Genomic DNA, 16,081 nt, shown 5'->3' with positions numbered 1-16,081 from the left:
CGCCCCTTCGCTCAGCTAACGCCGCTCGCGATGACCGCACCCACCCCGATGATGGCTCAGTATCTGTCGCTGAAGGCGGAGGCGCAGGACTGCCTGCTCTTCTACCGCATGGGGGATTTCTTCGAACTGTTCTTCGACGATGCGAAAGTGGCGAGCGGAGTGCTCGACATCGCGTTGACCGCGCGTGGTGAGCATGAGGGCGAGCGGATTCCGATGTGCGGCGTGCCAGTGCATGCCGCCACCGCCTACCTGCAGCGCCTCATCAAGGCCGGTCACCGCGTCGCCATCGCCGAGCAGACCGAGACGCCCGAGGCGGCCAAAAAGGCGCGCGGCAGCAAAGCGCTGGTCGCGCGCGCCATCGTCCGCGTTGTCACCGCCGGCACGCTGACCGAGGAGGCACTGCTCGACGCGCGATCCGCCAACTGGTGCGCGGCGGTGGGCGAAGCGGGCGGCGCGGTCGCCATCGCCGCCGCCGACGTATCGACGGGCCGGTTCGAGATCGTCGAAACCGACGCCGCCGGCCTGAACTCGCAGCTCGCCCGGCTCGCTGCGGTCGAACTGGTGGTGGCGGAGGGATCAGCTCTGGCTCCCGAGGCGGCGGAGCGCCCGCGCGCCGACTTCGACAGCGCGCGCGGCGAGGATCGGCTGAAGCGGCTGCACGGCGTCGCCACGCTGGACGGCTTCGGCACGATCGGACGCGCCGGGCTGGCGGCGGCGGGCGGGCTGATCGCCTACCTCGACCACACCGCCAAGGGCGCGCTGCCGTTTCTGCGCCCGCCGGTCGTCGTCCGGGCCGAGGGCGTGATGGCGATCGACGCGGCGACGCGCGACAGCCTGGAGATCTGCCAGTCGCAGGGCGGCACGCGCCCCGGCTCGCTGCTCGATGCGGTCGACCGGACGGTCACCGGCGCGGGCGCGCGGATGCTCGGTGCCGACCTCGCCGCACCGCTGATGGACCGCACCGCCATCGACGCGCGCCTGGCGCTCGTCGCGCGCTTCCACGACGATCCCGGTTTGCGCGAGGGCCTCCGCGCCGACCTGCGCGCATTGCCCGATATCGGCCGTGCGATCGGGCGGCTCGCGGCCGGACGCGGCAGCCCGCGCGATCTGGGGCAGCTGCGCGACGGCCTCGATGGCGCATGGCGGCTGGGCGAGCGGCTCGGCAAGCTGTCCGACGCCCCGCCCCTGCTCGCCGACCTCGCGCCCCGCCTGCGTGGGCACGGCGCGCTCATCGACCTGCTCACCCGTGCGCTGGTGCCGATGCCGCCGATCGACGCGATGCAGGGCGGCTACATCGCCGCGGGCTATGACGCCGCGCTCGACGACCTGCGCGATACCGGCGCGGGCGGGCGCCGCGCCATCGCTGCGCTGGAGGCGGACTATCGCACGCGTACCGGCACGGCGGCGCTGAAGATCCGCCACAACGGCGTGCTCGGCTATCATGTCGAGGTGCCGGCCCGCGCCGCCGACCCGCTGATGGCGGCGGACAGCGGCTTCACCCACCGCCAGACGCTGGCCGGCGTCGTGCGCTTCAACGCGCCCGAACTGCACGAACTCGCGATCAAGGTTTCGCAGGCCGGCGCCCACGCGCTCGCCGCCGAAGCCGCGCATCTGGAAGAACTGACCGCCGCCGCGCTGACGGTGCGCGAGGCGATCGCCACCACCGCCGACGCGCTCGCGCGGATCGACGTCGCCGCCGGCCTAGCCGAACGTGCCGCCGAGGGCGGGTGGAGCCGGCCTAGCCTCGTCGAACACGCCTGCTTCGAGGTCGAGGGCGGTCGCCACCCCGTCGTCGAGAGCGCGGTCGCGAAGAGCGGCGAGCGCTTCGTCGCCAACGACTGTTCGCTGTCCGAACACTCGCGGCTCTGGCTGGTGACCGGCCCGAACATGGGCGGCAAGTCGACCTTCCTGCGCCAGAACGCGATCATCGCCGTGCTCGCACAGGCCGGCAGCTTCGTCCCCGCCACCCGCGCCACACTGGGCGTCGTCGACCGCCTTTTCAGCCGCGTCGGCGCCTCCGACAACCTCGCGCGGGGGCGCTCCACCTTCATGGTCGAGATGGTCGAGACCGCCGCGATCCTGGCGCAGGCGACCCCGCGCAGCTTCCTCATCCTCGACGAGGTTGGGCGAGGCACCAGCACCTATGACGGCCTCGCCATCGCCTGGGCGGTGGTGGAGGCGATCCACGAGGACAATCGCTGCCGCTGCCTGTTCGCGACCCATTATCATGAACTCACGCGCCTCGCCGAACGCTGCGACGCGCTGACGCTGCACCACGTCCGCGCGCGCGAGTGGAAGGGCGATCTCGTGCTACTGCACGAGGTGGCGGAGGGACCTGCCGACCGCAGCTACGGTATCGCCGTCGCTCGCCTCGCCGGCCTGCCGCCGATCACGATTAAACGTGCGAAGTCGGTGCTCGACAAGCTTGAGGCTGGCCGCGCGAAGACCGGCGGGATCGCGGCGGGGCTGGACGACCTGCCCCTCTTCGCCGCCGCCGCGCAGGCCGAAGAACAGAGCGTCGATGCGCTTCGGGCGGAACTCGACCAGCTCGACATCGACGCGCTCAGCCCGCGCGATGCGCTCGATGCGCTTTATCGACTCAAGGCGCTGGCGGGCGAGGGGCAGGCGTAGCGGATAGCGCGGCCGCTCATGCCGCCATTTTGTGCAGCGAAGCGATCACGCGGTCCTGCCGATAGGGCTTCGGGAAGAACACGGTTTCGGCCGGTATAACCGTACGCGGTGGTAACGGCTTGCCCGACGTGATGATGATCTTGATCGGCGGCCAGCGATCGCGGATGCACGCCGCCAGCATGATGCCGTCCAGCCCGCCTGGCATGTCGATGTCGGTGAAGACGATCCGGATGTCCGGCCGGCCCTCCAGGATAGCGATGGCCTCGGCGGCATTCGCCGCTTCCAGCGGTTCGTAGCCGGCATCTTCGACCACCTGCGCCGCGAACAGCCGTAACAAAGGTTCGTCCTCGACGACTAGGACGATCGGCACCGGTGCGTGATGAGTAAAGGTCATCGAATTCCTGCTACGCCTGGGCCAGATTTTCGACGGGGGCGCGCAGGTCAGCCTCTAGTCCATCGACTTCATAACGAAGGTCGGTTCCGCCTGTTCCGGTCAGGCCGAGCCGTATCAGCCTGGAACCGAAGCCATTTCCGCTCGGCGCAACGACCGGCGGACCACCACGCTCGCGCCAGCGTACGATCAGCAATGCGGCCGGACCGCTACCTTCGATCGCCCAAGTCAATGTGACGTGCCCGCCCTCCGTACAGAGGGAGCCATATTTGCACGCATTCGTCATCAGTTCGTGAACGACAAGCGAAAAGGAGAGCGCCGCGCGGGCGCCCAGCAGAACCGGCGGGCCCTCGAGGGTGATGCGTTCGCCGAAGCCGACCGTCTCCACCACGGCTTCCGCCACGGTCCGCAGATCCGCATCCTTCCAGCTCTTTTGCAGCAGCACGTCATGTGCTGCACTCAGCGCGACCAGCCGACGCTCGAAACTTTCCACGGGCTCGCGCTCGGACACCGCGCGCAGCGTCTGACTGGCGATCGCCTGGACCATCGACAGCATGTTCTTCAGGCGATGGCTGATCTCGCCGTTGAGAAAGCGCTGCTGCTGCTCCGCGCGGAGGCGGGCGACACCGGCCTCGAGCCGGTCCGCGACGCTGCGCAGGAACAACAGTTCGTCGGGCGTCCATATGCGCGGCCGGGCTGTGTTGACGATGAAGATGGCAACCGTGCGGCCGCGCTCGCGCACCGGCATGTTCACCAGGGCGCCGATGTCGAGTGCGGACATGGCGGCGACATTGGCCGAGGTGCGGTGATCGGTCGCCACGTCCTCGATGACCAGCGCGTCGCCCGCCATCAGATCGGCGCGCAACACGCCGTAATCGGAGAAGCGGTGACGACCGGCGATGCTGGCAACGCCCGGTGCGGTCCAGTCCGCCTCCACATCGACGATCTCGATATCGGCATCGACCACGCCGAAGCTCGCTCGCTCCACTTTCAGGATTCGACCGACGACCGCCGCCGCTGCGGCGGTCATGTCGACCACGTCCTCGCTGGCGCGGATGCGCTCGCCGATTTCGATCAGCGCCGTATGCAGGTCCAGCAGACGCGCACTGACCTTCGCCGCGCGGCGAAGGTCGAGCTGATCGGACACCTGCCGCCCCAGCGCACGCAGCAGCGTCGTCTGTTCCTCCGTCAGACCCTCCGGGCGCGCTTGCGTATCGATGACGCACAGCCGTCCGACCACAGCCCCGGAACGGAGCACCAGCGGGGCACCGGCATAGAAACGGAACGCGCGATCGCCAGTCACCAGCGGATTCGTGGCGGTACGGGGATCGCGCGTCAGATCGGGAATTACCAGCATCCCGGCTTCGTCGACGTCGATCCGACAGACTGACTGGGCGATCTCGGTCTGGCGCACGTCGAGGCCGACACGCGCCTTCAACCACTGCCGGTCGTGATCGAGCAGACTGATGAGCGCGATCGGCGTGTCGCAGGTGCGTGACGCGATGAACACGATGTCGTCGAACGCCTGCTCTTCAGGGGTGTCGAGTATCGCCAACTCCGTCAGCGCGCCCGCACGACGCACAGCTTCAACCTGCGACAAACCCCGCCCTTTCAACAGCCTGATAGCCCCCCCGGACATCCTTGCGCAGCTAGCATTAGCGCGGTTCAGTGAGGGTTGATACGCCCGAGTTGCACAATGAACGCCACCGCGCCGTGTCGACCGCCCTCGAACGTTTTCGGCGTTCCTGCGTGTTCCGGCCACGCGAGCTCGCAGGTCGATCCGCTTCACGCCACGGCTGTCCTACACAAGACCCGACGGCTTACATGAGATAGCGCCGGCGAAGCTCAACCGATTGGTTGAGCTTCAGAGCCGTTTCACGAGGGAAAACGCACGTGTTTTTGTCTCAACATTCACGCTCAACATTGTGGTTGAATGTCGATGCCGACACGGCTGACGATCGCCGAAATCGATCAATAGGGCGGCGGCACTGTTTCGCGCTGAGTCCGTGCGGCCTGCGTCCACCATGCCAGATCATCGGCGAAGCGCGGGAAGCTGCGGTCCAGCGCCTTGCCACCATCGCCGATCGGCTGTGCGTCGGCGTCCAGCGCCTGGCCGATGCCGCCGACGGTAATGGTCGACGATATCACCGCCATGCCCATTTCGGACAGGATGCCGTGCCAGATCATGTTGCTGCGCGCACCGGCGATGCGGCCGGCGGAATAGCTGGCGATGGCGGCGGGGCGCCAGAACCATTCCTCGAGGAAATGGTCGGTCAGGTTCTTCAGCCCCGGCTGCGGTCCCCAGTTATATTCGCCGGTGACGAACACGAACGCATCCGCCGCGACGATCTTCGCGGCCAGTTCCGCCATCGCCGGCGGTGCCTCGCCGGGGGCGTATTCCTTGTACATGCGGTCGAGCATCGGCAGGTCGACCGCCTTCGCATCGATCAGTTCCGCCTCCGCGCCGCGCACGGCGAATTGCGCGACCAGCCACTGCGCCAGCCGGATGCCCATCCGGTCGCTGCGATAGGAGCCATAGAAGACGAGGATCTTGTCAGCCATGCGCGCATGATCGCATCCGCGGTGGGCGATGGAAAGCGGAACCCGCGCGCGCCCCTGATGTTCGGGTCATGTATCCCAGAATCGCAGAGGCTTGCCCACATGCTCGACGCCGAAACCACGCGCCGAACCTTCGTCGCCGCGACCGCCGCCATCGCCGCGGCGCCCGCCGTCGCGCAGGATGGGCCGAAGACGCCCCCCGCCCCGACGACTCCGCGCGCCGCCGAATACCCGAAGCCCCCCTTCCCCGTGCAGCGCCAGCCGTGGCCGGGCCTTGCGTCCAAGATGACGCCGCGCCCCGATCATGGCGAGGAGAGCTACAAGGGTTCGGGCAAGCTCACCGGCAAGCGCGCGCTCATCACCGGCGGCGACAGCGGCATCGGTCGCGCCGCGGCCATCGCTTATGCCCGCGAGGGCGCGGACGTCGCGATCAACTATCTGCCCGCCGAGGAGCCCGATGCGCGGGAAGTCGTCGCGCTGATCCGCGACGCCGGGCGCAAGGTCGTCGCCATCCCCGGCGACCTGCGCGACGAGGGCTTCTGCAAGAAGCTCGTGGCGGATGCTGCGCGCCAGCTGGGCGGGCTCGATATCCTCGTCAACAACGCCGCGCGCCAGCAGACGCGGCCGGACATCGCGTCCATCTCCAGCGAGGATTTCGACGCGACGATGAAGACGAACGTCTACGCGCCCTTCTGGCTGACCAAGGCGGCGGTAGCGATCATGGGTTCGGGCGCGGTGATCGTGAACACCTCGTCCGAACAGGCCGGCGATCCCTCGCCCGACATCGTCGACTATGCGCTGACCCGTGCCGCCGTGCTGAACTTCACCAAGGCGATGGCGAAGCAGCTGGCGGTAAAGGGCATCCGCGTGAACGCGGTGGCGCCGGGGCCGTTCTGGACGCCGCTGCAGGTGTCGGGCGGCGCGACGCCCGAGAAGCTGCAAAGCTTCGGCAAGAGCGGGCCGCTCGGTCGTCCGGGCCAGCCGGCGGAGATCGCCGCGCTGTATGTGGCGGCGGCCGATCCGGCGCTCAGCTTCTCGACAGGGCAGATTTTCGGGGCGACCGGTGGCGGCGGCCAACCCGCCTGAGCCCCGAAATGAAAGAGGCCGCCGGATCGTCTCCCGACGATCCGACGACCTCCGACATGGTCAGCGGCCGGAGAGCTCCAGCCCGGGAGACCATGCGGACCGCTTGAAGCACCTCTCAGGGAACGTTGTCTGGGGGAGGATACCCCCCGCTCCCCTCACGGACGACTAGGTGTCATCCGCCTGAAGTGTTCAGCGGCGCGTCTCCCGAACGAACTGAACCGACCCCCTTGCTGAACCATGAGACATCGGATCACCTCCTTTCGCTAGTGGATAACGAGTGTGCCGTTATTCGGCACGGGTGCAATGTGAAGCGTCGGAGACATGCTTTCAAGACTTGTAAATCGCGAAGATCACGTCAGAATCACGCGCCTTGCCTCAGCCCCGGCAGTCCTCCGCCACCCGCAAAATCTCCGGCCACGCCGGCACGACCAGCGGCGGGCGCCCGGCGCTCTCGATGACGAAGCGGCCGCGGCTGAAACCCATCGCGTCGATCAGTGGATCGGCCATCGGCAACGACACCGCTACCTGTCCGCCGCCGACCGGCTGCATCGTCAGCGTCCGTGCCGAGGTGCTGGTCCGCACCGTCACGCTTTCCGCCGCCGAGCCGGGCCGCGACAGGACGGTCGCCCGCCGCCCGTCGCAGCGGATCGTCAACTGCCCGGCGCCGAACGTCGCGCCGGCGCCGCCGTTGTACCGCCAGTCGCCCGGCGTCAGAGGCCAGTCCCGCCAGTCGCTCGACGCCGGTACGACCGGGATCGTCGGTGGCGGCACGGGGACCGGCACCGGTCGCGCCTGGCGGGTGTCCGGCGCGGGCGCCGGGATGCAGGCGGAGAGAGTGCCCAACAGGGCGAGGGTCGCAAGGTGAGTCAGGCGCATCCCCGTTCTATGCGGCACGCAAGCCCCGCGCTCAACCTAGGCGGCGCCGGGCCGACGATCCGCTGCGGGGAACCGTAAGGGATGCCGCCGGTTCCTCCGACACATATCCTATCCCACAGAAAGTGCCGCCCGATGACCACCGCCGCCGAAGCCCCCACCCTGCTGCTCGTCCAGGCGAACGTCGCCGGCACGCTGAAGCTGAAGAGCCGCGACGGCGAGACCATCGGCAGCGTCTTCGCGATGATGGTGCACAAGGGCACCGGGCGCACCACCCATGCCGTACTCAGCCTCGGCGGGTTCCTCGGCATGGGCAAGAGCTTCTACGCGGTGCCGTTCGAGCTGCTGGCCTATGACGTCGCCAACGACACCTATACCATCACCGTCGACCGCCGCCTGCTCGAGGGTGGGCCGAGCTGGTCGAACAATGCCCCCGCCTTCGACCAGGCCTATGCCGACCGCGTCGCGGGCTATTACGGCACGCGCGCCGAGGTGCTGGCGGAGGGCTGAGCCCTACCGCCCCTTGCGCTGCCCGCCCATCCGCATCTTCTGCTGCTTGCCGTAGCGGGTCTTGCGGGTGCCGGGCTTGCCCTCGTTCGACCGGCCCATGATCGGGGCGCGGTGCTCGTCGACGGGCAGCCCGAGCTCCTCCTGCTCCAGCTGTCGGATCTCGTCGCGGATGCGCCCCGCCTCCTCGAACTCCAGGTTCGCGGCGGCGTCACGCATCTTCTTTTCAAGACTCTCGATGTAGGCGCGCAGGTTGTGGCCGACCATGTGCGGCCGGTCCTCGTCGATCTCGACGGTGACCTGATCCTTCGATGCGACATGGGCGATGATGTCGCCGATATTGCGCTTGATCGTGGTCGGCGTGATGCCGTGCTCGGCGTTGTAGGCCTCCTGCTTCTCGCGACGACGGTTGGTTTCGTTGATCGCGCGTTCCATGCTGCCGGTCATGCGATCGGCGTAGAGGATCACGCGTCCTTCGACGTTGCGCGCGGCGCGGCCGATCGTCTGGATCAGCGAGGTTTCGGAGCGCAGGAACCCTTCCTTGTCGGCATCGAGGATCGCGACCAGCCCGCATTCGGGTATGTCGAGCCCCTCACGCAGCAGGTTGATGCCGATCAGCACGTCGTAGACGCCCATGCGCAGGTCGCGGATCAGCTCGATGCGCTCCAGCGTCTCGACATCCGAATGCATGTAGCGGACCTTCAGCCCCGCTTCGTGCATGAATTCGGTCAAATCCTCGGCCATCCGCTTGGTCAGCGTGGTGACGAGCGTGCGATAGCCCATCTCCGTGGTCTTCTTGCACTCCTGAATCAGGTCCTGCACCTGCTCCTCGACCGGGCGGATTTCGACGGGCGGATCGATCAGGCCAGTCGGACGGATGACCTGTTCGGCGAAGACGCCGCCGGTCTGCTCCATCTCCCAGTCGCCCGGCGTCGCCGAGACATAAGTCGTCTGCGGGCGCATCGCGTCCCATTCGTTGAAGCGCAGCGGGCGGTTGTCGATCGCCGACGGCAGGCGGAAGCCATATTCGGCGAGCGTCAGCTTCCGACGGTGATCGCCGCGCGACATGCCGTTGATCTGGCCGATGGTCTGGTGGCTCTCGTCGACGAACAGCAGCGCGTTCTCCGGCAGATATTCGAACAAGGTGGGCGGCGGCTCGCCGGGCAGCCGGCCGGTCAGGAAGCGGCTGTAGTTCTCGATCCCCGCGCAAGAGCCGGTCGCGGCGATCATCTCCAGATCGAAGTTCGTCCGCTGCTCCAGCCGCTGCGCCTCCAGCAGCTTGCCCTCGGTCACCAGCTCCTGCAGCCGGTCGGCCAGCTCGAACTTGATCGCCTCCGTCGCCTGTTTCAGCGTCGGGCCGGGCGTGACGTAATGACTGTTGGCGTAGATGCGCACCGAATTGAGCGACGCGATCTTCTTGCCCGTCAGCGGATCGAACTCGACGATATCCTCGATATCGTCGCCGAAGAACGACACCCGCCACGCCGAATCCTCGTAATGCGACGGGAAGATTTCCAGGTTGTCGCCGCGTACGCGGAAATTGCCGCGCTGGAAGGCGGCGTCGTTGCGCTTGTACTGGAGCGCGACCAGCTTGCGGACGATCTCGCGCTGATCGACGACCTGACCCTTCTTCAGGTCGAAGATCATCGCCGAATAGGTCTCGACCGATCCGATGCCGTAGAGGCAGGACACGGAGGCGACGATGATGACGTCGTCGCGCTCCAGCAACGACCGCGTCGCCGAATGGCGCATCCGGTCGATCGCCTCGTTGGTCGAGCTCTCCTTCTCGATGTAAGTGTCCGACCGGGCGACGTAGGCCTCAGGCTGGTAATAGTCGTAGTAGCTGACGAAATATTCGACCGCGTTGTTCGGGAAGAACGACTTCATTTCGCCGTAGAGCTGCGCGGCGAGGATCTTGTTCGGGGCGAGGATCAGCGCGGGGCGCTGTACGCGCTCGATGACCTGCGCCATCGTGAAGGTCTTGCCCGAGCCGGTGACGCCGAGCAGCACCTGGTCGCGTTCGCCCGCCTCGACCTGCCCGACCAGTTCGGCGATCGCGGTCGGCTGGTCGCCCGATGGTTCGTATTCGCTGACGATCTCGAACCGCCGGCCGCCCTCCGCCTTGGGCGGGCGGGCGGGCCGGTGGGGCACGAAGCTCTGGTCGGTTTCGGGCTCGTCGAGGCTCTTGCGGATCTGGATGGCCATGCGGGCAATATGGGCCGGGTTGCAGTTTTGTTCCAGAGGTCAGCGAAGCGCCCTGACCGCCGGCGTGTCGAGACAGCGGAGCAACGCCTCACGCGACATCGGAGGCCCGACCGGTTGCGGCGCGTAGACCGGGACGTTGAACGGAGCGCCGATCAATCGCATGTCGAAACCGGAATATTCATCCCTCGGCGGCGGATGATCGACACCGCGGATCTCCGGCACCCGTCGCATCAATCCAGCGCAGCGCATCGCCGCGTCCAGGAGCAGCGGTGGCGTGTCCCAAGCCTCGTAGCTTAGCCGGAACGTGCCCCAGTGAATTGGGATCGCGCGCGACGCCCCCAGCCGCCGAAACACCTCCACGGCATCGACCGGGCCGATGTGACTGCCCGTCCCCATCTGGCCGGGCGCGAAGCGGAATGCGCCGATCGGGATCAACGCCAACCGGACCGGGCCCAGCGCCACGGCCTCCGCCGGCCACTTACCGTCGCCCATGCCGGTGTCGCCGGCAAAGAACAGGTTTCCGCCGGGCAGCGTGACGACGAAGCTGGACCACAAGGCGCGGTTGCGATCCGTGAACCAGCGGCTGCCCCAATGATGGTTGCGGGTGACGTGGACGGCGATGGTCGGCCGGCCGGCCTGGCCGCGGATCGGCACCGCCTGTCCCCAATCGACCGCCGTCGCGCCGATCCCGGCCGAGCGCAGGATCGCGTCGTTGCCGAGCGGAGTCACGATCAGTGGCCGATCCCGGTCCAACAACCACTTCAGCGTCTTCAGGTCCATATGGTCGTAGTGATTGTGGCTGACGAGGATAACGTCGATCTTCGGCAGATCGTCCAGCGCGACGCCCGGTGCCGTCACCCGTTTCGGTCCGAAGCCGAACGGCCCGGCGCGATCGGCGTAGATCGGGTCGGTCAGGATGTTCAGCCCGCTGGTCTGCACCAGCACGGTCGCATGGCCGATCCACGTTGCCACCATCGCAGTGCCGTCGACCCGCGCGGCAGGCTTCGACGTCGTGACCGGCAGCGTGACATTCCATTCCGGTCGCCCGTCGCGTTCCGTCATCTGCCGCCAGAGGAAGGCGGCGCGGCCCCCACCGCCTGGACCACCCGGCGGCGCGGCGGTGTCCTCACCATCGGGATTGAAGAAGCGTGCGCCGTCGAAATGGTCGCTAACCACCCCCTCATAATAGATGCGGTCGAGAAACCGCGGGACGATGGTGATCGCCAGACCGACGGCGATCATGACCCACACAATGGTCCAAACGACGAAACGAAACGCGCTGACGATCATCGACATCCGCCTAACTGATGCACGCTTGTCGACAAGCGCCTTTCCGTCGCCAGTGGTTCGCCGCACCCTTGCCGCGAAGCTGCCGCGGTTCGTTCATCGAAGCGACAGTAACCGTGTCCATTGCGCAACAGTCGCGCTTTTCCGCCGATTTTTCGCGTGTGCACTGCAACAATATCCAATCCGTCGGGTTCAGCCGGTCCCCGCTACCGCGAGCCTGGGTGTGAATTTGGGCGGCGCATGGGGCGCGATTTTGAACTGAACGAGGCCAGATAACTATGCGTACCATCTTCACCGCCGCCCTGCTCGCAACCTCGGCCGTGGCCGCTCCCGCGTTTGCGCAGGACATGCCCGCCGACACCACGACGACCAGCACCACGACGACCGCCGAAGCGCCCGACGGCAGCCCGGCATTCGGCTTCGAGCCGTATTTCGCGATCCGCGGCGGCTGGGAGCAGTTCGACGCCGAGGCCAACCGCGCCGGCGTCCCCGCCCCGATCCGCAGCAACAAGCTGAACGGCAGCCTGGTCGAAGGCATCGTCGGTTTCAACGTGCCGCTGGGTCCGGTGTTCGTCGGCGCCGAGGGTAACGTCGCCAAGGGCGTGTCGGGCGACATCGACTGGCAGTATGGCGCCGCCGGCCGCTTCGGCCTGCGCGCCGGTGACTCGGGCCTGATCTACGGCAAGGTCGGCTATCAGTGGGTCAACTTCGCCAAGCGCGTGCCCACCAACCGCGACTATAACGACGTCACCTATGGCGCCGGTTTCGAAGTCGGCCCGAAGGACATCGGTCTGGGCGGCATCACCGGCAATTCGGGCCTGCGCCTGCGCGGCGAAGTCTCGACCTTCGGCGACTTCCACAGCTTCCGCCCGACGCTGGGCGTGGTCGCACACTTCTGATCGGCACGGGGGCCTCTGCCCCCGGCCCTGTGCAGCGTACTGACGGGTCGTCCGAAAGGGCGGCCCGTTTTCGCATGCGCGACACGCGAAGCTCAACCGGTCGGTTGAGCGTGAATGTTGAGAAAGTTGAGACGTGCGGCGCATCGCGGGGTAGCAGAAATGGCGGAAATCCGTCGGTTTCGTATCGATGCTCAACAGGTTGGTTGAGCATGATCGCCGCGAATGTTGAGACGTCGCGGGCGCGACCTGCCTCGGGTAGATATGCGGAGTTTGGAGCCGTCGTCGCATCGACGCAGTGTGCCAAAGATGATGCCGTGTAGGACAGCGGCAATGCGGTGCGGCTGGCATTCTGCGGTGCACCTTGAGACGATATCAAGGTTTGTCAGTTTCGAGGGGCCGCCCATGTTCGACGTTCGTATCGACGATCTTTCCGGCGAACAGACCCGCAGCCTGCTGGCGCTGCATCTGGCGGGGATGCAGGCGAACTCGCCCGCCGAAAGCGTCTTCGCGCTCGATCTTTCGGGTCTGCAGCATCCGGCCGTCACGGTCTGGACGGCACGGTCGGGCGACCGCATCGCCGCGGTCGGCGCGCTCAAGATGCTGCCGAACGGAACCGCCGAGGTGAAGTCGATGCGGACCCACCCCGGTTTCCTGCGGACAGGTGCCGGCGGCGCCGTGCTGGAAACGATCATCGCCGCTGCCGTGGAACGGGGCGTTCGTCGCCTGAGTCTCGAAACTGGCAGCGGTGCGGCGTTCGAGCCGGCGCTGGCGCTGTATCGGCGGCGGGGGTTCATCGATGGTCCGGCGTTCGGCGACTATGTGCGCAGCGACTTCAATCAGTTCCTGCACCTCGATCTGGACCCGGACGGAGCTTAGGAACGCGTGACCCGCTCGTGCCGTTGTTGCGGGCATGGATACGAAGATTTGCGCTACGATCGCGGTGTCGCTGATGCTCGCCGCCTGTGGTCCGTCGGGTGACGGCAACGCGCCGGCTGAGGTGCCGGTGGCGCCCGAGACGATCGCGACCGACGATAGAGTGGAGACGCCGGTTGCTCCGGCTTCAACGCCCCCGGCACCCATAGCGACGCCAACGCCTCCGACGCTGACACCGGAGGCCGAGCGCGGCGTCAAAGGCGCTCGCAATTTGCTGCTCGATTTCGCCCGGATGATCGAGCGCAAGGATTTCGACGGTGCCCGCGCCCTGCTCAGCGCAACCGACCAGCAGAGGTGGAGCCGGTCGGCCTTCGCCGCGCTGTTCGACGGCCTCGGCACCGTCACCGTCGCCGTCCCGACCGGAACCATGGAGGGCGCGGCTGGATCGAGCTACTACACCGCGCCGGTGACGATCACGGGTGATGCTCCCGGCGCTGGCACCATCAGGGGTGAAGCGGTGTTGCGGCGCGTGAACGACGTCGATGGCGCAACGCCCGCGCAGTTGCGGTGGCATTTCGAGACGCTGACGCTGAGTCCTGCGACGCGAGATCAGTGAAAGAGCGCGTCGATGGACGGATTGCGATGTAACTCCGCAGCGACGCGGCGACGCGCGTCGAAGTAGAAAAGCGCCTTGCTCGACGGGTCCGTGCGGCGGAGTTGCCCGGCCTGTGCGGCGCTCAGCGTACTTTCCTGTGCGACGTGGTCGGCGAAGCCCTCCCACTTCCAGCCGGGCTGCACCATGGCTGCGAACTCGCCGATCCGTCGCGCGGCCAGCAGATGCGCCGTCTCGTGCGCGACCACGCCGGAAAGCGAGCGGACGTTGCCGACCGCTCGGTTGCTGTAAATGCGGTCGGCGGCGACATCGCTGCAGTTGAAAACCAGGGTGGCCGAAAACGGACGGCGCAGGCCGAACGCATCATGGGATTGCAGCGACAGCAGTCGCCAGCGCCAGCCGCCGTCGGTCAGCACCAAGGTGCGGGACACCCCTGCCCCCTCCAATCCCGCCGCCGAAACCAGTGCGTCGGCGCGCGCCAGACGCGCGCCAAGCGCGTGATTGATCGGCGTGTCCGACAGTATCTGCGTGGCGCCGATCGACGCCCGATAGGGAAAAGCGAGGGCCGCCGGGACCCGTGTTATCAGGATGAGCGACGCCCCGATGACGATCGCGATAGCAGCTAGAACCCGCTTCATGCCGGTAGCAACCGCTCCTTCGCGATTCGGTCGCGCCACACCAGCGGGGCCAGCGTGTGGACGTTCGCGCCGTCGCTATCCACCGCGACCGTGACGGGGAAGTTCTCCACCTCGAACTCGTAAATCGCCTCCATGCCCAGGTCTTCGAAGCCGACGACCTTCGACCCCTTGATCGCGCGGGCCACGAGATAGGCGGCACCACCCACCGCCATCAGATAGGCCGACCTGTACTCTCGGATCGCCTCGGTCGCGTCTGGACCGCGTTCGGCCTTACCGACCATCGCCAGCAGGCCCTGGTCGAGCATCATTCGCGTGAACTTGTCCATGCGCGTCGCGGTGGTCGGGCCGGCGGGGCCGACGACCTCCTCGCCCACCGGATCGACCGGACCAACATAGTAGATCACGCGGCCCCGGAACTCGACGGGCAGCGGCTCGCCCTTCGCCAGCATGTCGGCGATGCGCTTGTGCGCGGCGTCGCGGCCGGTGAGCATCTTCCCGTTCAGCAGCAGGCGGTCACCGTGCTTCCACCCCTGCACCACTTCCGGCGTCAGCGTGTCGAGATCGACGCGCTTGGCCGCCGCATCGGGTTGCCAGTCGACCTTTGGCCATTCCTCCAGCTTCGGCGTCTCCAGATACGCCGGGCCCGATCCGTCCAGCGTGAAATGCGCGTGGCGGGTGGCGGCGCAGTTGGGGATCATCGCCACCGGCTTGCCGGCGGCGTGGCAGGGCGCGTCCTTGATCTTCACGTCGAGGATGGTCGACAGCCCCCCCAGACCCTGCGCGCCGATGCCGAGCGCGTTGACGCGATCGAAGATCTCGATCCGCAACGCCTCGATATCGTTCTGCGGCCCGCGGCGTTTAAGCGGCCCCATGTCGATAGGCTCCATCAGCGCCTGCTTGGCGAGCAGCACGCAATGTTCCGCCGTGCCGCCAATGCCGATGCCGAGCATACCCGGCGGGCACCAGCCCGCGCCCATCTGCGGCAGCATCTCCACCACCCAGTCGACGATCGAATCGCTGGGGTTCATCATCTTGAACTTCGACTTGTTCTCGGAGCCGCCGCCCTTGGCCGCGACATCGATCGTCACCTTCGACCCCGGCACCATCGTCACGTGAAGGACGCAGGGCGTATTGTCCTTCGTGTTGCGGCGGGTGAAGGCGGGGTCGGCGAGGACCGAGGCGCGCAGCTTGTTCTCCGGGTGGAGGTAAGCGCGGCGCACACCCTCATCGACCACGTCCTGCATCGAGCGTGACGTATCGTCGAGCACGCAGTCCATGCCCCATTCGACGAAGACGTTGACGATGCCGGTGTCCTGGCAGATCGGCCGATGGCCTTCCGCACACATGCGCGAATTGGTCAGGATCTGCGCGATCGCATCCTTCGCCGCGGGGGAGACTTCGGCCTCATACGCCGTGCCCAGCGCACGAATATAGTCCATTGGGTGGTAATAGCTGATGAACTGCAGGGCATCGGCCACGCTGTCGATCAGGTCGGCGGTCTTGATGATGACGGTCATGG

The 16,081-nt window shown here is 67.1% G+C and carries 14 protein-coding genes; 6 read left to right on the top strand and 8 right to left on the bottom strand.

Features of this window, described 5'->3' with window-relative positions:
• The first annotated feature begins 48 nt into the window (after positions 1–48).
• The gene (gene mutS, locus ACX40P_RS04200; RefSeq protein ID WP_459125238.1) at positions 49–2,631 is read left to right on the top strand and encodes a DNA mismatch repair protein MutS; all 2,583 of its coding nucleotides are present in this window, start codon (positions 49–51) and stop codon (positions 2,629–2,631) included.
• A 16-nt stretch (positions 2,632–2,647) separates the two neighbouring features.
• Here the strand turns inward: mutS and ACX40P_RS04195 are convergent, their stop codons facing one another.
• The 3 genes from ACX40P_RS04195 to ACX40P_RS04185 all read right to left on the bottom strand — a co-directional run bounded on the left by ACX40P_RS04195 (position 2,648) and on the right by ACX40P_RS04185 (position 5,584).
• Entirely contained in the window at positions 2,648–3,025 is a 378-nt protein-coding gene (locus ACX40P_RS04195; protein ID WP_459125021.1) for a response regulator, read from the bottom strand.
• 10 nt (positions 3,026–3,035) lie between these two features.
• Complete coding sequence (locus ACX40P_RS04190; RefSeq protein ID WP_459125020.1) at positions 3,036–4,811, bottom strand: sensor histidine kinase; 1,776 nt, start codon at positions 4,809–4,811, stop codon at positions 3,036–3,038.
• A gap of 182 nt (positions 4,812–4,993) precedes the next feature.
• Positions 4,994–5,584: an NADPH-dependent FMN reductase gene (locus tag ACX40P_RS04185; protein ID WP_459125019.1), complete on the bottom strand. Its 591-nt coding sequence runs from the start codon at positions 5,582–5,584 to the stop codon at positions 4,994–4,996.
• Positions 5,585–5,683: 99 nt separating this feature from the next.
• On the opposite strand from ACX40P_RS04185, the gene ACX40P_RS04180 reads away from it, so the two are divergent.
• Positions 5,684–6,667, top strand: a complete 984-nt coding sequence (locus ACX40P_RS04180) for an SDR family oxidoreductase (protein WP_459125018.1) — start codon at positions 5,684–5,686, stop codon at positions 6,665–6,667.
• A 375-nt stretch (positions 6,668–7,042) separates the two neighbouring features.
• On the opposite strand, the gene ACX40P_RS04175 is transcribed toward ACX40P_RS04180, so the two are convergent.
• Positions 7,043–7,543 (bottom strand): hypothetical protein, encoded by a 501-nt coding sequence (locus ACX40P_RS04175; protein WP_459125017.1) that lies wholly within the window; start codon positions 7,541–7,543, stop codon positions 7,043–7,045.
• Between the two features lie 132 nt (positions 7,544–7,675).
• Here ACX40P_RS04175 and ACX40P_RS04170 point away from each other — a divergent pair, with 132 nt between their 5' ends.
• Positions 7,676–8,050, top strand: coding sequence for a PRC-barrel domain-containing protein (locus ACX40P_RS04170; protein WP_459125016.1), 375 nt, complete (start codon positions 7,676–7,678; stop codon positions 8,048–8,050).
• Between the two features lie 3 nt (positions 8,051–8,053).
• Here the strand turns inward: ACX40P_RS04170 and uvrB are convergent, their stop codons facing one another.
• Positions 8,054–10,252, bottom strand: coding sequence for an excinuclease ABC subunit UvrB (gene uvrB / locus ACX40P_RS04165; protein WP_459125015.1), 2,199 nt, complete (start codon positions 10,250–10,252; stop codon positions 8,054–8,056).
• 39 nt (positions 10,253–10,291) lie between these two features.
• On the bottom strand, positions 10,292–11,542 hold the full coding sequence (locus ACX40P_RS04160) for an MBL fold metallo-hydrolase (protein ID WP_459125014.1): 1,251 nt from the start codon (positions 11,540–11,542) through the stop codon (positions 10,292–10,294).
• A 275-nt stretch (positions 11,543–11,817) separates the two neighbouring features.
• Between ACX40P_RS04160 and ACX40P_RS04155 the strand changes: the two genes are divergently transcribed.
• From ACX40P_RS04155 to ACX40P_RS04145, 3 genes are all read left to right on the top strand, one after another.
• Positions 11,818–12,438, top strand: a complete 621-nt coding sequence (locus ACX40P_RS04155; protein WP_459125013.1) for an opacity protein — start codon at positions 11,818–11,820, stop codon at positions 12,436–12,438.
• A gap of 402 nt (positions 12,439–12,840) precedes the next feature.
• Entirely contained in the window at positions 12,841–13,314 is a 474-nt protein-coding gene (locus ACX40P_RS04150; RefSeq protein WP_459125012.1) for a GNAT family N-acetyltransferase, read from the top strand.
• 34 nt (positions 13,315–13,348) lie between these two features.
• A complete protein-coding gene (locus tag ACX40P_RS04145) occupies positions 13,349–13,927 on the top strand; it encodes a hypothetical protein (protein ID WP_459125011.1) in 579 nt (192 codons plus the stop codon).
• Here ACX40P_RS04145 and ACX40P_RS04140 read toward each other — a convergent pair.
• Complete coding sequence (locus ACX40P_RS04140) at positions 13,921–14,562, bottom strand: hypothetical protein (RefSeq protein WP_459125010.1); 642 nt, start codon at positions 14,560–14,562, stop codon at positions 13,921–13,923. The genes ACX40P_RS04145 and ACX40P_RS04140 overlap by 7 nt on opposite strands.
• The gene (locus ACX40P_RS04135) at positions 14,559–16,079 is read right to left on the bottom strand and encodes a fumarate hydratase (RefSeq protein WP_459125009.1); all 1,521 of its coding nucleotides are present in this window, start codon (positions 16,077–16,079) and stop codon (positions 14,559–14,561) included. The genes ACX40P_RS04140 and ACX40P_RS04135 overlap by 4 nt, the downstream gene beginning before the upstream one ends.
• Positions 16,080–16,081: the final 2 nt, after the last annotated feature.

This window comes from Sphingomonas sp. RS2018 (assembly GCF_054489605.1).
Note: the sequence above shows the minus strand (reverse complement) of the source record. Positions and strands in the feature narration are given on the sequence as shown.

Excerpts from the sequence above, each read along its gene's own strand:
- mutS (WP_459125238.1), top strand. The coding sequence starts at position 49 with ATGATGGCTCAGTATCTGTCGCTGAAGGCGGAGGCGCAGGACTGCCTG.
- ACX40P_RS04195 (WP_459125021.1), bottom strand. The coding sequence starts at position 3,025 with ATGACCTTTACTCATCACGCACCGGTGCCGATCGTCCTAGTCGTCGAG.
- ACX40P_RS04185 (WP_459125019.1), bottom strand. The coding sequence starts at position 5,584 with ATGGCTGACAAGATCCTCGTCTTCTATGGCTCCTATCGCAGCGACCGG.
- ACX40P_RS04180 (WP_459125018.1), top strand. The coding sequence starts at position 5,684 with ATGCTCGACGCCGAAACCACGCGCCGAACCTTCGTCGCCGCGACCGCC.
- ACX40P_RS04175 (WP_459125017.1), bottom strand. The coding sequence starts at position 7,543 with ATGCGCCTGACTCACCTTGCGACCCTCGCCCTGTTGGGCACTCTCTCC.
- ACX40P_RS04170 (WP_459125016.1), top strand. The coding sequence starts at position 7,676 with ATGACCACCGCCGCCGAAGCCCCCACCCTGCTGCTCGTCCAGGCGAAC.
- uvrB (WP_459125015.1), bottom strand. The coding sequence starts at position 10,252 with ATGGCCATCCAGATCCGCAAGAGCCTCGACGAGCCCGAAACCGACCAG.
- ACX40P_RS04160 (WP_459125014.1), bottom strand. The coding sequence starts at position 11,542 with ATGATCGTCAGCGCGTTTCGTTTCGTCGTTTGGACCATTGTGTGGGTC.
- ACX40P_RS04155 (WP_459125013.1), top strand. The coding sequence starts at position 11,818 with ATGCGTACCATCTTCACCGCCGCCCTGCTCGCAACCTCGGCCGTGGCC.
- ACX40P_RS04150 (WP_459125012.1), top strand. The coding sequence starts at position 12,841 with ATGTTCGACGTTCGTATCGACGATCTTTCCGGCGAACAGACCCGCAGC.
- ACX40P_RS04145 (WP_459125011.1), top strand. The coding sequence starts at position 13,349 with ATGGATACGAAGATTTGCGCTACGATCGCGGTGTCGCTGATGCTCGCC.
- ACX40P_RS04140 (WP_459125010.1), bottom strand. The coding sequence starts at position 14,562 with ATGAAGCGGGTTCTAGCTGCTATCGCGATCGTCATCGGGGCGTCGCTC.
- ACX40P_RS04135 (WP_459125009.1), bottom strand. The coding sequence starts at position 16,079 with ATGACCGTCATCATCAAGACCGCCGACCTGATCGACAGCGTGGCCGAT.